Annotated in this window: 22 protein-coding genes and 1 pseudogene; 9 read left to right on the forward strand and 14 right to left on the reverse strand. The window is 39.8% G+C overall.

The window, feature by feature from the left end; all coding sequences use genetic code 11:
• Positions 1–174 precede the first annotated feature (174 nt).
• A pseudogene (locus tag QUF49_RS20845) lies at positions 175–718 on the forward strand (site-2 protease family protein); the annotation flags it as partial.
• A gap of 900 nt (positions 719–1,618) precedes the next feature.
• A complete protein-coding gene (locus QUF49_RS13450; RefSeq protein WP_289496136.1) occupies positions 1,619–2,638 on the forward strand; it encodes an NlpC/P60 family protein in 1,020 nt (339 codons plus the stop codon).
• Positions 2,639–2,687: 49 nt separating this feature from the next.
• Here QUF49_RS13450 and QUF49_RS13455 read toward each other — a convergent pair whose 3' ends face one another.
• Positions 2,688–4,367, reverse strand: coding sequence for a hypothetical protein (locus tag QUF49_RS13455; RefSeq protein WP_289496138.1), 1,680 nt, complete (start codon positions 4,365–4,367; stop codon positions 2,688–2,690).
• A gap of 398 nt (positions 4,368–4,765) precedes the next feature.
• Between QUF49_RS13455 and QUF49_RS13460 the strand changes: the two genes are divergently transcribed.
• From QUF49_RS13460 to QUF49_RS13470, 3 genes are read left to right on the forward strand one after another with little or no spacing between them, the layout of a single operon-like run.
• Entirely contained in the window at positions 4,766–5,023 is a 258-nt protein-coding gene (locus QUF49_RS13460; protein WP_289496139.1) for a hypothetical protein, read from the forward strand.
• 5 nt (positions 5,024–5,028) lie between these two features.
• Complete coding sequence (locus QUF49_RS13465; protein WP_289496140.1) at positions 5,029–5,454, forward strand: PH domain-containing protein; 426 nt, start codon at positions 5,029–5,031, stop codon at positions 5,452–5,454.
• A 12-nt stretch (positions 5,455–5,466) separates the two neighbouring features.
• Positions 5,467–6,006: an HAD-IIIA family hydrolase gene (locus QUF49_RS13470; RefSeq protein ID WP_289497655.1), complete on the forward strand. Its 540-nt coding sequence runs from the start codon at positions 5,467–5,469 to the stop codon at positions 6,004–6,006.
• A 52-nt stretch (positions 6,007–6,058) separates the two neighbouring features.
• Here QUF49_RS13470 and QUF49_RS13475 read toward each other — a convergent pair whose 3' ends face one another.
• The 4 genes from QUF49_RS13475 to QUF49_RS13490 all read right to left on the reverse strand — a co-directional run bounded on the left by QUF49_RS13475 (position 6,059) and on the right by QUF49_RS13490 (position 8,805).
• Positions 6,059–6,967 carry a YitT family protein gene (locus tag QUF49_RS13475; protein ID WP_289496141.1) on the reverse strand — a complete coding sequence of 303 codons (909 nt, stop codon included), beginning with the start codon at positions 6,965–6,967 and terminating at the stop codon, positions 6,059–6,061.
• Between the two features lie 27 nt (positions 6,968–6,994).
• Positions 6,995–7,555: a tyrosine-type recombinase/integrase gene (locus QUF49_RS13480; protein ID WP_289496142.1), complete on the reverse strand. Its 561-nt coding sequence runs from the start codon at positions 7,553–7,555 to the stop codon at positions 6,995–6,997.
• 150 nt (positions 7,556–7,705) lie between these two features.
• Positions 7,706–8,467 (reverse strand): Nif3-like dinuclear metal center hexameric protein, encoded by a 762-nt coding sequence (locus QUF49_RS13485; RefSeq protein ID WP_289496143.1) that lies wholly within the window; start codon positions 8,465–8,467, stop codon positions 7,706–7,708.
• A 101-nt stretch (positions 8,468–8,568) separates the two neighbouring features.
• Positions 8,569–8,805 carry a hypothetical protein gene (locus QUF49_RS13490; protein WP_289496144.1) on the reverse strand — a complete coding sequence of 79 codons (237 nt, stop codon included), beginning with the start codon at positions 8,803–8,805 and terminating at the stop codon, positions 8,569–8,571.
• Positions 8,806–8,960: 155 nt separating this feature from the next.
• On the opposite strand from QUF49_RS13490, the gene QUF49_RS13495 reads away from it, so the two are divergent.
• Together QUF49_RS13495 and QUF49_RS13500 are read left to right on the forward strand one after the other, a co-directional pair.
• Positions 8,961–9,110, forward strand: a complete 150-nt coding sequence (locus QUF49_RS13495; RefSeq protein ID WP_289496145.1) for a hypothetical protein — start codon at positions 8,961–8,963, stop codon at positions 9,108–9,110.
• Between the two features lie 13 nt (positions 9,111–9,123).
• Entirely contained in the window at positions 9,124–9,477 is a 354-nt protein-coding gene (locus tag QUF49_RS13500) for a DUF2512 family protein (protein ID WP_289496146.1), read from the forward strand.
• Positions 9,478–9,523: 46 nt separating this feature from the next.
• On the opposite strand, the gene QUF49_RS13505 is transcribed toward QUF49_RS13500, so the two are convergent.
• A complete protein-coding gene (locus QUF49_RS13505) occupies positions 9,524–10,024 on the reverse strand; it encodes a class I SAM-dependent methyltransferase (protein ID WP_289496147.1) in 501 nt (166 codons plus the stop codon).
• Positions 10,025–10,378: 354 nt separating this feature from the next.
• Here QUF49_RS13505 and QUF49_RS13510 point away from each other — a divergent pair, with 354 nt between their 5' ends.
• Entirely contained in the window at positions 10,379–11,785 is a 1,407-nt protein-coding gene (locus QUF49_RS13510) for an alanine/glycine:cation symporter family protein (protein WP_289496148.1), read from the forward strand.
• A gap of 500 nt (positions 11,786–12,285) precedes the next feature.
• Here QUF49_RS13510 and QUF49_RS13515 read toward each other — a convergent pair whose 3' ends face one another.
• Positions 12,286–12,450 carry a Fur-regulated basic protein FbpA gene (locus tag QUF49_RS13515; RefSeq protein ID WP_231868358.1) on the reverse strand — a complete coding sequence of 55 codons (165 nt, stop codon included), beginning with the start codon at positions 12,448–12,450 and terminating at the stop codon, positions 12,286–12,288.
• Positions 12,451–12,699: 249 nt separating this feature from the next.
• Here QUF49_RS13515 and QUF49_RS13520 point away from each other — a divergent pair, with 249 nt between their 5' ends.
• Complete coding sequence (locus QUF49_RS13520) at positions 12,700–14,190, forward strand: potassium/proton antiporter (RefSeq protein WP_289496150.1); 1,491 nt, start codon at positions 12,700–12,702, stop codon at positions 14,188–14,190.
• Between the two features lie 33 nt (positions 14,191–14,223).
• On the opposite strand, the gene QUF49_RS13525 is transcribed toward QUF49_RS13520, so the two are convergent.
• From QUF49_RS13525 to QUF49_RS13555, 7 genes are all read right to left on the reverse strand, one after another.
• Positions 14,224–14,382 carry a hypothetical protein gene (locus QUF49_RS13525; protein WP_289496151.1) on the reverse strand — a complete coding sequence of 53 codons (159 nt, stop codon included), beginning with the start codon at positions 14,380–14,382 and terminating at the stop codon, positions 14,224–14,226.
• 151 nt (positions 14,383–14,533) lie between these two features.
• A complete protein-coding gene (locus QUF49_RS13530) occupies positions 14,534–15,379 on the reverse strand; it encodes a mechanosensitive ion channel family protein (protein ID WP_425590467.1) in 846 nt (281 codons plus the stop codon).
• An 80-nt stretch (positions 15,380–15,459) separates the two neighbouring features.
• Positions 15,460–16,446 carry a biotin synthase BioB gene (gene bioB / locus QUF49_RS13535; protein ID WP_289496152.1) on the reverse strand — a complete coding sequence of 329 codons (987 nt, stop codon included), beginning with the start codon at positions 16,444–16,446 and terminating at the stop codon, positions 15,460–15,462.
• 15 nt (positions 16,447–16,461) lie between these two features.
• Positions 16,462–17,064 carry a biotin transporter BioY gene (locus QUF49_RS13540; protein WP_289496153.1) on the reverse strand — a complete coding sequence of 201 codons (603 nt, stop codon included), beginning with the start codon at positions 17,062–17,064 and terminating at the stop codon, positions 16,462–16,464.
• Positions 17,065–17,383: 319 nt separating this feature from the next.
• Positions 17,384–18,208 (reverse strand): carbohydrate ABC transporter permease, encoded by an 825-nt coding sequence (locus tag QUF49_RS13545; RefSeq protein WP_066236831.1) that lies wholly within the window; start codon positions 18,206–18,208, stop codon positions 17,384–17,386.
• Positions 18,209–18,220: 12 nt separating this feature from the next.
• The gene (locus QUF49_RS13550) at positions 18,221–19,111 is read right to left on the reverse strand and encodes a carbohydrate ABC transporter permease (RefSeq protein WP_289497657.1); all 891 of its coding nucleotides are present in this window, start codon (positions 19,109–19,111) and stop codon (positions 18,221–18,223) included.
• Positions 19,112–19,140: 29 nt separating this feature from the next.
• Entirely contained in the window at positions 19,141–20,394 is a 1,254-nt protein-coding gene (locus QUF49_RS13555) for an ABC transporter substrate-binding protein (RefSeq protein ID WP_289496154.1), read from the reverse strand.

The following is a 20,394-nucleotide window of genomic DNA, read 5'->3' on the forward strand; positions in this document are numbered from 1 at the left end:
TACAACTTTCGAATCTATTCAATACCGATAGAGGGGTACTAAATGTCGTTTACCCGTATTTTTTATACAAAAAACCGCTCTGCAAGGAATATTCTGCAAAAGAGAAACTTCTTTCCCCTTTAAACGTATTTAATTTAATATATAAATAAGAAACTTTACTTGGGGGATTCACACATGGCTCAAAAAGCAGAAAAACAAAATCAATCCCGAATATGGACCATCTTAGCGGGTGTTGGGTTGTTTTTAATGAGTAAATTAAAATGGGTGTTCGGTCTATTAAAATTAGGCAAGTTTGCAACACTCATTTCGATGTTTATATCACTTGGTGCCTATGCGGCTTTTTATGGCTGGAAATTTGCAGTTGCCATCGTTTATTTAATTTTTGTTCATGAGATGGGCCATTTAGTCGCCGCTAAGCAAAAAGGGATAAAAACATCACCTGCGATATTTATACCATTTATGGGTGCGGCTATCGGCATGAAAGAAATGCCTAAAAATGCTAAAGATGAAGCCTATATCGCTTATGCCGGACCATTATTCGGACTTCTATCGTTCTTGCCAGCGGTATTTCTTTATGAAACTACAGGACAGCCGTTCTGGGGACTTGTTATCTTTTTAGGGGCGTTAATCAATTTATTTAACTTATTCCCTGTTTCACCTCTAGATGGAGGCCGAATTGTCGGTGTGTTATCAACGAAGATTTGGTTTATTGGTCTTCTAATCGTTATACCGTACTTATTCATCTCACCTGATCCGATTATTTTCTTAATTTTCTTGTTCGGCATTCTGACATGGTGGAAACGGGTTCGTGAAGACTTTGAGCAAAACAAGACAAAAGAGACGCTCGTATTATTTGAAGCTGAACAAAGAAAGCTTGCGGACATTCAAAAAGAGATGGATGAATATCGTGAAATGCCGAACTTCGGGTATATTATCGGTACTTACCTGGAAGATGTACGCGTGGCAAAAGACAGACTAAAACGAAATATCCCATCCGGATATGCGTTCCCTGTTTTACAAGATAAGAAAAAGATTAAAAAGCATAGTACATTAGTAGAGATTGAAATGTTGAACAATCGTGAGCGTTTCATACAAACATTGCAGGAGGAATATGAAACCAATCGCCGCCAGAGAGATCATGTGCTAGAAACATATCGTGAAGCAGACCCTGAAGGTGTTGCCAGCATTCCTGAACTTCCAATGTTCAGCCACACTGCTTATTTTGAAGCTTATGAAAAAAGCTTGCTAGAGGAAAAAGCAAAAACAGAAAAGCTCTTTGACCAAAGAAAAAATTATTATGTTTCTACTACAAAAACGAAGATCGTCGTGCTGATCATGTATTTATTATTAGCTGGTGTGTTATCCGCATTTGTTGTATACGGAAACCACCTTATGGATGCCAACAGATTTTTAATAAGCTAACGCCTTAACACCTCGTACTTGAGGTGTTTTTCTTATGCCCTCCTTTTGACCTGTGCTCTCTTCTTTTTTAGTTCATTGGATAGAGAACCGCTTTTTTCATGAGTGATATTTGGCTTATCTTTAAGACGTTTAACAGGAAACTGTAAAAAATGCACGAATTGTGAAGAAAAATAGAAAATAAGGAGCGACTAAAGAAATGGGAAATGTACTAAAAATCCTCTTTTCACTTGCGATGTTACTTGGAATGTTCACAAACACCGCTTCTGCTGAAGAAGGAACGAACGCTAATGTTGTTGGACAAGATTTGTACGTGGATGTTGCTGCTGCAACACTCTGGGTAGGACCAAATGCTGCAAGACCTTTAGATGAGCCATCCCTATCAAACCCTGTAGATCTAAGAAGCTGGACGACGGGAATGTCTTATGAGGAAAAACTATGGTTAGTCGGTGAGCTTGAAACACAAGCACTTTACGGACAAAAAGTACGTGTTTTAGAACAGCAAGGCGATTGGGTAAAAGTAGCGGTCTATGGCCAGCCAACACCGCGAAACACACTAGGTTATCCAGGTTGGATGCCCCTTGCACAATTGACATCATCTGATCGATTTAAACATGCAGAAGGAAAGCCTTTTGCCCTAATCACAAGTCCTACAGCCTGGCTCTCAAAAGCACCTTTCGGACATAAGAATGACCTTGAGTTAAGTTATAATACGAGACTTCCTGTTTTAAAGGAACTTTCAAACACGATAGCTGTTTTAACACCTCAAGGAAAAGTTCGCTGGCTTGATGCGAAAGACGCAAAAGTGTATACAAGTGAAAGTGATATTCCTGTTCCAACTGGTGAAGCACTTGTGGAAGAAGCGAAAAAGTTTATCGGCCTTCCTTATCTTTGGGCAGGTGCAGCTGGATTTGGTTTCGATTGCTCAGGATTTACACACACGGTCCATAAAGCAAACGGCATCACAATTCCTAGAGACTCAGGTCCACAGTCGAGAGATGGATTGATTGTGGATAAAGATAAGCTTCAGCCAGGGGATTTAATGTTCTTTGCTTATGATGAAGGGAAAGGGCGTGTCCATCATGTTGCCATGTACGCTGGAAACGGGATGATGATTCACTCGCCAAACACTGCCTCAACCGTACGTTTGGACCCTATTTCTACACCTGCTTATGCAGTTGAGTTCTCAGGCGCAAGACGTTACTTGCCACAGCAATAGTTGAATACAAAAAGCAGATCACACATGGAAGCGTGATCTGCTTTTTTGTTTATTGCAATCCTTCAATTGTTATTTCTGTTACTGGAAGAAACGCTTCACCTGTATTTTGGTAGGTTACGCTCACTTTATCCTCTTCTTTTAAATAGATCGCAAGCGGATTGCTTTCAGAAGAAACGATATAGCTTTGGCGATTATCCAATAGAAACGATACTGTTGTGTAATCCCCAAACTTTTCTTTATACACACGTAGCACTGTGCCAGTAACTTTCTTTTCTTCAGCCTCAGAAGTTCCATCCACTGAACCGCCGCCTCTTTGCAATGCAGTTTTGTACTGTTTTAAAGCAGCATTAGGTGTATTGCCGTAGACTGATATTTCAGGATTCGCAGCTGACACAATAAAATAGTTTTGTAGAAATCCGTTTGAATCTAGCACTGGAGTTAACCAGCTTGCTTCACCATAAAAGTTGTAGAGAATCGGCATTTCACCGTTCCATTTCTTTTCAATAAACTTTTTCTCAATGATTTCTAGCGCACCTTCTGAATCCATGTATGATTCTTCAAGATTACCAGTGTAATATGTCGCTTTCCCGCTTCTTGCATTGGTCAATGAGTAACCAAGCATAGAATCTACTCCCTCTTTCGGGCTTGTAAAATCAGTAAAGTAATACATATCACCATTTTCATCAAAAATTGGACTTACATTCGCTTCTGTTCCTTCATCAGAAGGCAGTTTCACATCTTTTTTGCCAAAAATGCTGTTCAGAAACCCGTGTACGTAATTACCAAAGTAACTGTTCTGCAGACTTACGGTTTCAGGTGATACGGCTCCATCAATAAATGCAGGAATGTCTTTTAAACGATAGTCTTGTGTCTTTCCGTTTTGCGGGTCTGTTACAACGATTCCTTCAACTTTAAACCCGTTACGAGCAGAAATAAATTCTCCGTATGAACGGATGTAAAAAGGTTTTCCCTCATCATCGATCTCAAGCTGTGGATCTCCATAGAAAATGTATTTCGGGAAGCTTGAGCGCATGTGACGTTCAATGTTTTTATTGAAGTACGAAGATGGTGTATAGGCCATTTCTGATTTTATGAACTTCGGATTTGCTGTTGAATCGGTGGCACTTAAAGTGAAATAGCCAGGCGTCACATCACCGTTCCACCATTTAAAAAGTCCTGAGAACTCAACTGGTGCAATATACACATATTCCCCGTTCACTTTCTGAATTTGAAGGTTACCTAGTTCATAAAAGCTTGTATTTGGTACTTGGCCAAACGACTTCCTCATTTTGTTTCGTGCAAACTTAGGCGGAACACTTGCAGGCGTCTCTTTTTCATCAAAAGATTCAATCTCTGTCTTTTGTGCCATTGTTGACGACTGATATTTTTCTTCAGCATTAAACAAACCAGCTGATAAAAAATAAATACCAATCATTAAACTTAATACAAAGAGCGCCGCTTTAATCAACTGCTCTTTACCCTTGGCAATGAAAGCACCCAGCGCAGTGATGATAATTGCCAAAATCCAAATCGAAGAAAAATTTCGGTCTAGATTCGTAATATAATAGAAAACAAATACAGCGGGAACCGTACAGATGATGATCCCAATCATCGCCGCAGTCATATTGTTTTTCTTTTCTTTTTTAGATGGCTTCGCGGTATTTGAAATCGGAAGGATCACCAGAGCAGCCGCAAGCCCAACTATGATGGAAAACAACAAGATGTTCATAAGCTATCCCCTTTTTTATCGTTTACTTCTCTACCCTATTAAGCAATACGATTGAATATGTAAAAAGTTCCTAGGCTTTTTGTGCGAGCATTTTGCTGGTTTGGAATGCGGGGTACGATAACACGCCGAATAACTGTTAAAATTTGGCTATCGTGAAATTATTGAGATTAACGTGAATATATCCTTACTAACGTGAAATTGTTGAAATTAACGTGAAATTATTAGAAGTAACGTGAATAAAAGTGATAAGCTTTTTCACACATCCATTTAACACACACATCTTCTGTTTTATGTATTTCTTCCACGGACAAACAACTGATTTTTTCATGAAATCAGTCCCAACACCGCTATTTTGTTATATACTGGAATAAATTCAAGCTGAAAAGGACGTGAATTGATTGATTCATAGATGGACCGGCTACACATTGCTCGTTATTGTACTCTTTCCTTTTTTACTTCCTGCACTTGTTCGCAGCTACCTCCCAGAACAAACTCATTTCGTAATCCTCTTTAGCTTAAACATCCTTACACTATCAATCGTGATCTATCTTTTTAAATATGCTTATAAAAGAAAAAATGCTGCAATCGTAACGATGTGCCTATTTTTACTTCTTCAACTATTCGTAGTGACGATTAATCTAATAATAGGGAGTTAATTCACATGAAATATCCATCAAAAAAAGATGTATGGCTCGGCTTAATCCTTTGGGGTTCAATCGGTTATGGGCTATACATTAGCACTATGGCACTATTTGCGGAGAATGCAAGTGTAAGCGGAATCATTATTACGGTGCTTATCAATCTACTCTTAATTCTTTTCATCGGCTGGGTTTGGTTTACGACTTATTACATACTGGATGAAAAGGAGTTAGTCATTCGTTGCGGGCCAATCAACAAAAGAATCCCTTACCGTGAAATATCCTCTGCTCATAAGACGTGGAATCCGTTATCAAGTCCAGCGTTATCCTTAAAGCGAATCAACATTACATATCAGTTCGGCATGGCTCTTATCTCACCCAAAAATAGAGATCCGTTTTTAAGAGAGCTTAGTGAGCGTTGTCCGAATGCAAATATAAAATATGACTAGGAGCTGTTCATGATGAATAATGGGATTCAAGCTGTTTTTCTTGATCGTGATGGAACAATCGGTGGTTCGGATAAAATTGAATATCCTGGAGAGTTCAAGCTTTTTCAATATACAAAAGAAGTAATTAAAACGTGTAAATCAAATAATATTTTTGTTTTTTCGTTTACAAATCAGCCAGGAATCAGCAGAGGTGAAGCAGAGGAAAACGACTTTATAGTCGAATTAAGTAATTTTGGTTTTGATGATGTTTACCTTTGTCCACATCATCATACACATGGCTGCCATTGCAGAAAACCTGCAACAGGCATGTTAGAAAAAGCTTCAAGAGATCATAATCTGGATTTATCAAAATGTGCTGTATTTGGTGACCGGTGGACGGATATCCTTGCTGCCAAAGCAGCTAGTTGTACGGCTATCCTTGTACGAACTGGTTCAGGTAAAGCCGCCTGGGAAGATAACCATTTAAGTTTAGTTATTCAGCCAGATTTTGTAGCTGATACTTTAAAAGAAGGGATAACCTGGTTATTAGAATACAGTTCGATAAAAACATAAAAAAGCCCCTGTCATCAGAGGCTTTTTCCTTATGAGTAATGATTGCATAGTATTAGTGAATACCCTTCTTTTTAAACCTTCCGCCTTTAACTTCAGCGATATCGGCAATCGCGAGAAATGCGCTTGAATCAAATTCATCTACAATATCTTTAAGTTTTGCTTCTTCTAGTCTCGTAATGACACAGAATACAACGCCTTTTTCGTCACCCGTATATGCGCCTTCTCCTTTTAAATAAGTAACACCGCGGCCGAGTCTATGAAGAATGGCTTCCCCGATATCTTTATGATTCTCACTAATAATCCAAGCTGATTTGGATTCTTCAAGTCCAGTTATAGTAAGATCGATTGTTTTGTACGCAATAAAATAGGCGATTAACGAGTACATCGCTCTGTCCCATGTGAATACAAAGCCTGCCGCTCCAAGAATAAAAATGTTAAAAAACATAATAATTTCGCCAACAGAGAACGGCAATTTACTGTTTGAAAGAATGGCTAATATCTCTGTACCATCAAGAGACCCACCGCTTCTTATCACCATACCGATTCCGACACCGATAAAGATTCCGCCAAATACTGTAGCTAAAAGTAGATCATCTGTAAATGGTGGTACGGGATGTAATAATGTGGTTGCGATAGAAAGAATAATAATTCCGTATAAAGTGGACAAGGCAAACGTCTTTCCGATCTGCTTATACCCAATAAAAATAAAAGGTAAGTTTAATGCGAATAGAAAGAGCCCAAGCTTAAAGCCTGTAATGTGGGATAGCATGATCGATATCCCCGCTATTCCACCATCAATAACGTTATTCGGTACTAAGAAGATCTCCAGTCCAACGGCCATCAAGATGGCACCGAAAGTAATAAGGATCGCGCGGGCAGCGAGCTTTCCTTTTGTAAGTTTACGATGCTGCTTTTTTAATTGCTCAGCGATTTGAGTGTCCGTCAATGCTTCTTCTGTCATAAAATGTCCTCCCATACTACTGCTTCCTTATAGTCTTACATCAATCTGTGTTCTAATGGGGTCATCTTTAGAAATCCCAAGATATTTTAGTGTTTCAGAAGGACTTGAGTGGTTGAAGTGTCTTTGTAAAAGAGATATGGCAACTCCACGTTTGTATGCATGAAATCCAAACGTTTTGCGCATGGAATTTGTACCGATCTTTCCGGTTATACCAACAGTCTCAGCAGCTTGATGAATAACTCGATAAGCCTGCTGACGCGTGATTGGCAGCTTGGTTTTTTTGGATAAAAACAAGTAATCCGTACTCTGAAGATTCGTGCAGTGTATATATTGAAACAAAACCTTCTTTACGGAATCATTCAAAAAAACTTCCTTAAATCCTTCTTTTGCGGGCAGTGAATAATAATCGTTTACCACTGCACGATCAGATATAAGATCGCCTACTTTTATAGAAAGCAATTCTGTCACTTTCAACCCTGTGTTAATACCTAATACAAAAAGAACGTAATCACGTTCAGAGTTTTTCTTTAAGTATCGCTTAATCGCGTTAATCTCTTTAATATCTCTTAAAGCTTCAACATATTCCATCTGAAAGTCCACCTTATATGATGTTACTTAATACTATTGTATCAGACGATTATGTAACATTAAAAAGAATATGCTCGTAAATAGACCTTTATTAATATGTACACATTTTGAAAAATAAAAAAACCTCCTGTATCAGGAGGTTCACTAAATTTAAAATGATTCCATATGATCTTCATGGATCATAATTAAATCTATTTCTGGATATGCTTCTTGTACCTTCTTTGCCAAGTTTTCTACACCAAATATTTCAGTATATGTATGACTTCCTACGTATAAATGAATGCCTGCAAATTTTGCATATTGAACAGAGTAAAGTGTTCGTTCCCCTGTAATAAACGCGTCACAGCCTTGTTCCTTAGCGTATCGAATCAGCGCGGAGTTGTTGCCCGCTCCAGTCAGAATTGCTACTTTTTTTACAGGTTGGCCGTGATTTTCCCATGCTTTAACAGGTTCATCCAGAATAACTTCAAGTCGCTTATGCAGTTCAGTAAATGAAAGACCTGAGTGAAAGATACCGATACCCGGGTATTCTTTATCATTCTTAAATGTTGAAAGATTTGTAATCTCATCAATTTTTAGCTTTTCAAATAATGCCGTACTCGTACCAAACTCTACAAAATCAAGGGGTGAGTGGGTGAAATAGTGTGAGATCTGATGTTGCTTTAATTTCGCCACGCACACTTCTCTCATACCAAACACAAAATCCCAGGCATCATGATGCGTAATTAATAGATCCGCACCACTTTTAGCAGCTTTTTCAACGGTTTCAGGCGTTAGATTGGTCGCATATGCAACCTTCTCAATTTCTTTTTCTGCTATATATGTAAAACCATATTCCCCATCATCTTCAAATTCCTTTTGCCATTCCCCAAATAGTTCCGGCATCAGTTTCTCAAAATCACTCGTCTTCATACTGTTTCTCCTATCTCTGTATTTCAACCATTATTACACATTTTTCCATAACTGACCATAAGAAAAGGTCCGGTGTTTATCACCAGACCATCACTAAAAGTCTATTTCACTTCATTCTGCAATGAATTTTCAAGGTGCTTCATTAAGTCATAATAATCATCGGGTCTTTGAAACTGATCAACCGACCAATGCTCTTTTATCCACTGAGCTACTTCACTCGCACTGTTAAACACTTCACCTGTTGTGTCGCTATCCCTGACTGTAAAGACCATGTTGTCATAATCGACAGTAACGTCACATGGAAACTTTCCGTCTTTCTTATACAGCGAATATTCCACCTCGCCCGCCTCCTTAAAATACTTTCTTACAGAAGTAATACCCTCTTCTCTTCCTTTTTATGACACTTCGAGCGAGAACTTTTTATAAAAGGTATAAAACGCTTGTCCTACGTTCATTCTGATAAATGAATGAATTTCTTAAGGAGTGATTTTGGATGAGTAAAGATAAACAACGTGAAAAGAAAACTGCATCTGCTCTAGAGAACAAGGTGCGCGGAGAATCAGTGGATAAACATCAAACACTTGAAAACGCAAATCTTTACTTAAACGAAGGCGAAATCAGCCAGCAGAACAATAATCTATAAGGAGTGAGTAACCATGCAAAGTTTAATGATCAAAATATTAGGTATACCTTTAGCTCTTATTCTAGCTAATTTCCTTTTTAAAAGCGTTGATTTTCAATTCGTTCAGCCCTTTATTTGGATAACGGCCATATTGGCACCTATAGGTGTGTTGCTGGAATATATCATGGTCCCGCGAATTTCTTATAACAAACAACTAGCCGTTGATTTTGCGTCAACTTTTGTTCTTGTATACCTCTTAGGTCTAATCTTGCCTGGAGTCAGTATTTCTTTATGGGGCGCATTGCTGGTTGCTATTATAATCACTCTAATGGAAGCGATGGTTCATAAACATTTAATCTCGGACCACCTTGACCATTCTTACCGCTAAAAAACGTGATTATCTCGAATCTCGAGGTAATCACGTTTTTCTTATCTTATTTTTCGCAAATATACACAAAAGCTGGCGGGAAATTTTTTGGCACAAATGAAATGTCTACCGTTTTAAAATAGTGCTGAAAAGTCTTTTTCATTTGAGTCGTATACTGAAATGCTATTAACACTCCCCCTGGTCTGAGAGACCGATACACTTCCTCAACAATCTCTAGGCGCATATTGCTAGTAAAATTGGCGAAAGGCAGACCTGAGAAAACTGCGTCAAGTGTTCCTTCGCTCTTATTGATACTTCTTAGAATGTCACGAGCATCTTCGTATACCGAGATTTCAGGAAATTGGCTGTAGAGCTTTCTTCTCATCTCTTCGTCTTTTTCGAATACGTGAAGTTTTGTTCCCGGCTGCATAGATCGAATGATTTCCTTGGTTATCACTCCTGTACCTGCACCGAGTTCAGCCGCTTCATTTATATTTTCCCAGCTTAAAGAGTCAGTCATTTTTTTTGCTAAGGCAACAGAGCTTGGAAAAAGGCTTCCGATCTGCATGGGAGACTGTATGAATTTTTGTATAAAAAGGGAGGTTCCGCCTTCCATTCTCAACACCTACTTTAATTCCGATTATTTCAATCGACTTTATCTATAATATTCAAAAAATAATTAGTGGTGAGTTGGTTTTGGGCGAAAAGACCGCCTATTTATGGTAAAAATTTCGTTTATATGGCACTTTAAATGGGAATATTCATAATTGGAATTAAAAGTAATATATGAGACCTTGGAGTTTACCACCTGCACAGTACATTTTTTTGGTAAAAAATTTTCATTGAAAAGCATGTAAGGTTTTGTTACATTAAAAAACGGTGTACAGCTGAGATAGACATTAGATTAAATGAGGTGTATGAAATGGATTGGATTAGCAATCTTATAGGAAATGTTAATAATTACTTATGGTCGTATATTCTGATTGTTATGCTAATAGGATTAGGACTTTATTTTACGGTTCGAACAAATTTCGTTCAGTTCCGTATGTTTGGCGAAATGATACGCCTGTTGGGAGAAGGTGCAAAAGCGGATAAAAAGGGTGTTTCTTCGTTCCAGGCTTTTTGTATCAGTACTGCTTCTCGTGTTGGGACAGGAAACTTAGCAGGTGTGGCTCTAGCTATCACTGCAGGAGGGCCTGGAGCTGTGTTCTGGATGTGGCTGATTGCTTTAATTGGTTCTGCATCAGCGTTTGTAGAAAGTACGCTAGCTCAAATTTACAAAGTGCGAGATGGAGTTGCCTTCCGAGGCGGTCCTGCGTACTACATGGAAAAAGCATTAAACGCACGCTGGATGGGTGTTATTTTCGCAGTCTTAATCTCGATAACTTTCGGACTTGCTTTTAACTCTGTTCAATCCAACACGATTGCCAGTGCATTTGGACAATCATTTGGTATTAAGCCTTTATACGTGAGTCTTTTCTTAGCGATTGTAACAGCAATCATTATTTTCGGCGGCATCAAGCGAATCGCTAAAGTTTCTGAAGTTATCGTACCGATCATGGCTGGACTTTATATTTTAATCGCATTGTTTGTTGTGATCACAAATATTACTGAACTGCCAGCTGTAATCAGCATGATTTTCAAAAGTGCATTCGGAGTAGAAGAAGTAGCAGGTGGTGCTTTAGGTGCTGCTATGATGAATGGAATTAAACGCGGACTTTTCTCGAATGAAGCCGGTATGGGTAGTGCGCCAAACGCTGCAGCAACAGCAGATGTCAGCCACCCTGTTAAGCAAGGACTGATTCAATCACTAGGTGTTTTTGTTGATACACTTTTGATCTGTTCTTCTACAGCTTTTATCATCCTATTATCAGGTATGTATGATTCTAAAGAAGCAGACGGAATCATTCTAACTCAAGAAGCTTTAAACACGGTGTTAGGATCATGGGCTGGTCCGTTCCTTGCCATTATCGTATTGCTGTTTGCCTTTAGTTCTGTAGTTGGGAACTATTATTATGGTGAGTCCAACATTGAGTTTATCAGCACGAATAAGGTATGGTTACAACTTTATCGCGTAGCAGTTGTTTTAATGGTTGGTTATGGTGCCATCGCCTCTCTGGACTTCGTTTGGAGTTTAGCCGATTTGTTTATGGGTCTGATGGCCATCATTAACTTAATTGCTATTTCACTACTCGGAAAAATTGCTTTTGACGCACTTGGTGATTACCTGAAGCAAAAGAAAGAAGGAAAAGATCCTATCTTCCGCCCGTCCAGCATCGGACTAACTAATACGGAAGTATGGGGAGAAAATACAGACGAAAACAAATAAGCATGAAAAAGAAGACTCAACTCTGGAGTCTTCTTTTTTTGAAACTTTTTTTAATATTTGCCGTATAGATTTACTAGGGATACATTTAACGCACAAGCTCTTCCTGTTTACATAGTCGCTGTTTTTAGTGCAGTTTGTGTGGTTATGGTACGTGTTCTTTTTATTTGTTACACGTTTGCGCAGCACCCTTTCATTTACGCGCGCAGTCAAATGAAGTTTACGCGCAGTTGAGCTTTAGTTCCGCGCATAAACGAATGATTCGGTCACACATCCTGTCGATTTTCACGCACCACTAAACAATAAAGGCTTTACTCGGGATTAAAAAGTGCTTCTACACATGTCAGTAGGGGAATACCTGTTATAAATTCATAGATTTTAAGTTTTAGTCCGAAATTTCGGCACAAAATGATGTGAACATCTGAATAACATCGATATTCATTAAAATACTAAACAAAAAAACCGGCTTTTTCAGCCGGTTTGTGTTGGATCACATACATAAATTAAGTTGCTTCTTCTTGTGCAGGCGGGGAAAGTAAATCCTTGAATTGTTGTTCAAGATCCTGCAAAGAAAGCTCGTATAGATGACGTCCATCTGCTGTCTTATATATGTTATGTAGCAATAGATCAGCTATTAAATTTTCTCTTTTTTGATGGTCCGCTGACACGTTCAATCCCTCCTGTAAATCTCTTCAACATTCTACTTACCCGTAAATGATGGAGAAAAAACTTTTCAATAATAGTTTATGTTCTAAAGTGTGTAAGGTGATGTAAATAACTAACTTTTATCTCACGTCAACATTACCCGCTTTTGGTTAAAATGTCAATTGTTTCAAGACATAATTTGTCGTCGATACTGTAGTGAAAATCGACGGTGAAAGATGACAGGATTCATTACAAAGTAAAGGAGAGCTGATATGTTCGAAGGTGGTCTTAACGTAGATTATTTCATTTTATTACTCGCGATCCTTCTGATTTTAGGTGTCATTACCACGAAGTTCTCTTCTCGGTTTGGCCTGCCCGCGCTTGTTTTATTCATTGGTATCGGAATGCTTGTCGGAAGTGATGGTCTTAATTTTATTTATTTTGATGACCCGCACCTTACCCAGCTGGTCGGTGTTATTGCACTTATTATTATTTTGTTTGAAGGTGGTTTACAGACGAAATGGAGCAATGTTAAACCCATTTTGTACCCTTCCCTTTCTCTTGCCACGTTCGGTGTATTTCTGACTACAGCTGTTGTAGCGGTAGCAGTTAAATTTCTGCTAAATGTGAACTGGCTAGAAGCGTTTCTTTTCGGATCTATCGTAGGTTCAACAGACGCAGCAGCCGTATTCTCTGTTTTAACCGGAAAGAATGTTAAAGAAAAACTCGCCACAACTCTTGAAGCTGAATCTGGCTCCAATGACCCGATGGCCGTATTTTTAACGATTACGTTCATTGAACTACTGACAAAAGATACAACTTCAGTCGCAGGACTTATCTTCTCTTTCTTTTGGCAGATGGGGATGGGAATTGTTTTTGGTTATCTTTTTGGCAAACTTGCTGTATATGCAATCAATCGGATCCAGCTTGAATCAAGCGGACTTTACCCGGTATTCGCCTTATCTTTTGCCATCCTTGCATACGGTGTGACAATGCTTGCAGGTGCAAGTGGATTGCTGGCAGTCTATGTAGCTGCAGTTCTAATGGGAAACAACCATTTAACGTATCGGAACTCTATCGTACGATTTAACGAAGGCTTCGCGTGGATGATGCAGATTCTGATGTTTGCCATCCTAGGTCTTCTTGTTTTCCCTAGTGAATTGTTCCATGTCGGCATTATGGTAAAAGGCTTGATCATATCCATCGTTCTAATTGTTATCGCGCGACCGTTTAGTGTGTTTTTAAGTATGTATTTTTCTTCTTTTACAACAAAAGAAAAGCTCTTTATCTCTTGGTCAGGACTGCGTGGAGCGGTTCCGATCGTACTTGCAACGTTCCCTTTAATCGCCGGTGTTGAGAACAGTCAATTATTGTTTAATCTTGTGTTTTTCGTGGTTCTTACTTCTGCCCTGATCCAAGGCTCTACCATCCCATGGGTAGCTCAAAAGTTAAAATTAACAGAAAAAGAAAAACCAACTTCACCGCATGTCTTGGAGCTTGTTTCTATAGGGAAAGCAAACGCGGAGATCGTAGAATTCTTCGTTCCAGAAAACGCGAAGATTATTGGACAGACGCTTGAAGAGATTACATTTCCAAAAGAATCTATTATTAGTGCGATGATTAGAGGGGATGAACTTATTACACCAACTGGTAAAACAATGATCCATGCTCACGACATCCTGTATATCATGGCAAACAAAAACAAGCTGAAGAAGCTAACTGATTACCTATCAGAACAAAACGTTGAAAAAAGCTCGATGTGATAGTTATGTGCTTGAAAGAAATTGATTTCCGTTTCAGGTGCTCGCTTTCCGCGGGGCAGGCGGTGAGCCACATTCGAGCGTTTCACTCTTAAGTGTCTCACCTGCCAGCCTGTCCCGCAGGACAAGGAAGGCTACAGCAGCGACGCATCGCACGAAGAAAATTCGAAGTTTAATTTTCGAGGAGTCTCGCACCTTCCACTCCAATCAACAGTCAATGAAGAAGATGAAGAAATGACAGGGATGCAAAACGATTGATTGTAGTTCAGAAGATACCTTAACTTATTACTTAATCAAATAAGTTTACATAAAAAGCCGGGGACAACAATCCCCGGCTCTTTCTTCATTATGCACCTTTTTCGACTTGTACTTGGTGCGGATATGGAATCTCTATACCGTTTGCATCGAGCGCTTCTTTTAGCGCTTTACGCAATTCACGCTCAACTGCCCACTGTTCACCGTTTATTGTTTTTGAAATAACGCGGATCACAACGTCTGATGAACCGAGCATATGAACACCAAGAACATTTGGTCCTTCCATAATGCTTGGGTTCTTTTCTTTTACCTTATCACAAGCGTCCTGAAGTACGACAAGTGCTTTATCAATGTTTTCCTCATACGCAATCCCAATATCCACGAGTGCACGCATGTTACCTCTTGTATGATTCGCGATCGTACTGATCTCCCGGTTTGGCATGTAATTCAATGTACCGTCAAACGCACGAATGTGAGTCGTTCTTAAACCCACTTCCTCTACGATTCCATCCACACCGCCAATGGTTACATAATCTCCAACTTCCATCTGTTTTTCAAGAAGAATAAAGAATCCTGTTACGACATCACTCACTAGTCCTTGTGCTCCAAAGCCAATCGCTAGGCCAACTACCCCCGCACCTGCGATCAATGTTCCAATTTCTAAACCGAACTGCTTAAACAGGATACCTGCAAAGACAAAGATCAGAACGTAAGAGAATAGGTTTACGACAAGCTTTTGCAGCGTAATAATACGGCCCGTAGACATTTTCCGGTGTGCTGCCGCTTTATCAAACATGCGGTTGATTACACGTCTGCCGATGGATCGAATAACTAAGAACATGACGATAATTAATAAGAACTTCGCTGCCCATAGCCCTACTGATAGCATCAGCTCAGCCCAATTTATTTTTTCTAACCATTTTCCCCATTTATCCAAAAAAACCACTCCCACTATGTACAATAGAATAGTATCTATTGTACAAAGCTTGGAGCGTCTTTTCAATCTTTAACGAAAAATTATGGCGCGATAACAGGCGTGCGGTCGATTTTAAAGCCCATATCTTCCAGCATCTTATGATCTTGTGTTGATTCTTGACCAGCAGTCGTAAGATAATCTCCTACAAATATGGAGTTTGCGGCATAAAGTCCAAACGGCTGCAGACTTCTCAAGTTCACTTCTCGTCCTCCTGAAATACGAATCTCTTTAGAAGGATTAATATAACGGAATAATGCCAGAACCTTTAGGCAGTAGCGAGGATCCAGCTCGTCTGTACCCTCAAGAGGCGTTCCATCGATCGCGTGCAAAAAGTTCACTGGAATCGAATCCGCGTCTAGCACCTTAAGACTTCTTGCCATATCAATGACATCTTGCTTAGTCTCTTTCATGCCGACGATTACACCTGAACATGGAGAGATACCGCTTTCTTTTACAACGTTAACCGTGTTCACTCGATCGTCGTATGTATGTGATGTCGTAATATTTTCGTGATTTCGGGCAGAAGTGTTTAGATTATGATTGTAGCGATCAACACCTGCTTCTTTTAAACGTGCTGCCTGCTCTGGCTTCAAGATGCCAAGGCATGCACAAACTTTTAAACCATATGTATCTTTGATTTCTTTGACAGCCTCTACTACTTTATCGACATCGCGGTTTGTTGGTCCGCGCCCGCTTGCTACGATACAATAGGTCCCGACGTTTAGGTTGTATGCTGTTTCAGCGCCTTTAACCATCTCGTCTTTATCCATCATTTTATACGTCTCGATAGGAGCGGTTGAAACGATAGATTGCGAGCAATATCCACAGTTTTCTGGACATGCACCTGATTTTGTATTGATAATCATATTGAGCTTTACTAGATTTCCGTAATAATGTTTTCGAATTTGATAGGCGCCATGGAGCAGCAAGAGCAAATCTTCATCTGGACATTCTAAAATTGAAAGAGCCTCTTCGTTTGAGAGTTCTTCCCCATTCAATACTTTTTCAGCAAGTACATTCCAAATCATCGCGTGTCCTCCTTATTATGAAGCGTGTTTTGTGTGATGTGACATCGACTTCTTACGCGCAATGTTAATACGTGGAGCAAGCAGTCCAGCACAAACTCCAAGAATGATATCCTTTGGCAGCGGAACCATCATCCACGCCCAAGCCATAGAATATGTGAAACCCTCTGGTGCATCTGCCCACATTTTATACGCCATGAACATTAAGTTTGTTCCCACTACATAGTTAATGGCAGTTCCTACAAGAGTAGCGACTACATAAGACACCTTGCCGCCATTCTTTTCAATGATTAATCCAGTTACATAGGCTACTAGAATAAAAGATAATAAAAATCCGAATGTCGGACTTACTATTGTCGCAAACCCACCTTTAAATTGAGCGAATACCGGTGCTCCGACCAAACCAACCACTACGTAGACACTCATCGCGATCGCACCTAGTCTGCTTCCTAAAAGTGCACCAGCAAGGATACAGAAGAAAGTTTGCAAAGTTATCGGTACTCCTCCAACGACCATGAACGGAAAGATGGTCGTGATGTTTGCACCAATTGCCATTAAGGCAACAAACATTCCAATCAGTGTAATGTCAATCGTCTTTAACCCATTTCTTCGTGATGTCATTGTTATGAACCTCCATATGTATGAACTGTACTCGTTTTTAGAATAACGGACGTTCGCAAATGAGTCAACTTAATATATTTTTTAGTTAACATAAAAATTTGATCAAAATTTAAGGCATCTACGGATGTATAAACTGTCGATTTTTAGCGAAAAACATTTAAATACATTTATACGCGGAATTATTTCGATTTACCGTGGATAAAATGCTGATTACCGCGGATATAAATTGGATTACCGTGGAATTATTCATTTCAGGCGCAAAAAAACTGGCTTTAGGAGTGTGTAACCCCCTCTCAAAAGCCAGTTTTTCACATTATATTTACTTATCTCCTGTGAACTTGATTCCTTTCACAAAATAACGATTAAAGAAAGCGTAAAGGACGAGAATCGGGAGTGTAAAGACCATGGATGCTGCCATGATGTAATTCCAGAACGAGATGAATTGTCCTTTGAACGAGTTCAAGCCCAGCGGCAATGTGAACATGTCTTGATCTGACAAAATGATAAGCGGCCTCATAAAGTCGTTCCAGAACGCCATGAACACAAAGATGGTTTGAGCAGCAAGCGCAGGCTTTGCGAGCGGCAATACGATTCGAAAAAAAGTTCCGAATCGGCCTAGCCCATCGATTGCAGCGGCTTCTTCCACTTCTTTCGGGAAATTGATAAAGAACTGTCTCATCATAAAGATGAATGTCGCGTTCACCGCGCCTGGTATAATCATTCCTTGATATGAGTTCAACCATCCTAGCTCTTTTAAAATTAAAAAGTTCGGAATGAGCGTTACTTGAAAAGGAATCATCAATACTGCCAAAATCATTAAGAAAATACTCTTTTTTCCCGGAAAGCTTAGTCTTGCGAGCGCGTACCCCGCCATGGAGTTAAAAAGTAAATTCAGCAGTGTTCCAATCGTTGCAATGAACAAACTATTAAACAGCCATCTTCCGAATAAAGGTTCTCTCGTAAAGATCTGTTTATAGTTATCAAGCGTAAAGTCTTTCGGTATAAAATTGATCGATCCGCTTACGATTTCACCTAGTGTTTTAAAAGAAGAGGACAGAGCCCATAAAAACGGAATAACGGTGATGATCGCGTATACAATCAATATGACATATAAAGCTTTTCTTCCAGCCGATCGTTTTTTCATGGTATCCCCTCCTTAATAAAGTGATTCTTCTTTTGAAAATTTGCGCTGTAAAAGTGTAGCGACAAGGATAATAATGGCTAGCATGAATGCGATCGCTGTTGCATAGCCCATCGTACCAAGTGTCTTGAACGCATACTGATAGATTAAGAGAACAACCGTCAGGGTCGAATTGTTTGGTCCACCCGATCCGCCTGAGAATATATACGATTGGTCGAATAGCTGGAATGTTCCTATCAGTCCCATGATGACAACGAATGATGTTACGGGCCGTAAGTTTGGTACAGTTATATGCAGAAACTTTTGAATCGGACCTGCTCCATCCAGTTCTGCTGCTTCGTAATGACTGTCTGGAATGTCTTGAAGAGCTGCCAGATAAATAACCATGAAAAACGGCGCAGTTGCCCAGATGTTCATGATCATTATGGCAATCAGAGCGACATCCGGGTCACCGATCCAGTTATAGGTCGGCAAGTTCAAGAACTTTAACACATAGTTGATCAGACCGTTCTGATTGTACATCCACATAAAGATCAGCGTAAGTACAGCTGATGATGTTAGTGTCGGCAAAAAGTAAACGATACGGAAAAACTTTTGACCCTTTAGCCCAGCGTTCAGGGATGATGCCAGAACTAGCGCCAGGAATGTCTGTGTTGGCACAACGATTGCCACATAAATAGCTGTATTCTTCAGTGCAATAATTGCCCTGTCATCGAATGTTACTTTCATAAAGTTATCTAACCCTCGAAATTCATAGCTCGCCCCGCCGATCAGCTCCACTTTATGAAACGAAAGGAAGACTGCATAAAGGATTGGGGCTATGACGAAGACACCTAACACGAGGAGTGCAGGAAGCAGGAATAGATAGCCTTGCCCCGCTTCTCTTCTCTCTTTTTTGGAAAACATCTTCACGTTGTTCACCTCTTTCCTTTGCTTTATTCCGTAACTTTTATTTCTCTGTTCGCTTGTTTTTCAGCATCTTTTAACGCTTCCTTTAAGGGGCGGTCACCCAAGTATGCACTTAGAAACTGATTGTTAAAGTTGTTCATGACGATCGGAAGCGTCGGTCCATCCTGCCAAACGGTTGCATATTCTGCGCCGCTGACGAGTGGTCCGCGAAGTTCGTCCTGATCATACCCTAACTCTGCTGCAACTGATTTTCTCGTTGGAAGAGCAAAACCCTTACTTGTCCATTTTTTCATGCCTTCTTTTCCAGTCAGATATTGTATCAGTTCCCAAGACTCTTTTTTGTGCTCAGATTCTGCATTCATCGCGTAGCCTACCGTAAAGGACATCGTCCTTTTTTCTCCATTTACAGTCGGCAGCTCAGCCGTTCCATAGTCTAAATCAGGAAACGTGTCTTCTAGGAAAGGAATGTTCCAGTTCCCTTCCATGACCATTGCAGCATTTCCTCGGCCGAACATCTCACCAGCGGATTGTCCAGCACCAACTTCTGAAGGTGAAGCTGCCGTCTTGTCCTTCACTTGCATATCCACAACGGGCTGAATAGCGTCGACCACTTTATCGTCAGCAAACGTTGCACGTCCATCTGTGATCACTTCGCCACCAAGAGACTCAGCCATATAATACATTCGCTCGATCTGCGGAAGCATGCCAAGTCCGTACACTTGTTTTTCATGGTCAGTCAGCTTTTTTGCGACGTCCTCCATCTCTTCCCACGTTTTTGGAGGTTCTGTGATTCCTGCTTCCTTAAACATTTTTTTATTATAAAAAAGGGCTAAAGTTGAATAATCCTTTGGCAAACCATAAAGCTCTTCGCCATCTTTAAACGCATCAAGCATCGGTTTTTCAAAATCTTCAAGATCAAAATCTTCTTTCACATATTTATTAAGTGGTTCAACAGCTCCCGTTTCGATTAAGGCAGGAGCTTCAAATGCATCCAGATAAAATACATCCGCTGCCGTGCCTCCAATCAACCGAGTCTTCAAAACATCCATGTATTGATCACTGATCGTATTTAACTTCACGTCGATATGGGGATGCTCTTTTTCAAAATCAGCTAGCACTTCATTCAATAGCTTTTGCTCTGTCGGATTTCCTCCCCATCCACTTAAAACGATTTCGGTTTTACCTGAATTACTTTTCTCTTCATTTCCACAACCGGTAAGAATCGTTGTTAAAAGCAGTGAAGATATTCCAATTGCAGACAGCCACTTTTTACATCTCAT

It is taken from the genome of Fictibacillus sp. b24, assembly GCF_030348825.1.
Classification (GTDB): Bacteria; Bacillota; Bacilli; order Bacillales; family Fictibacillaceae; genus Fictibacillus.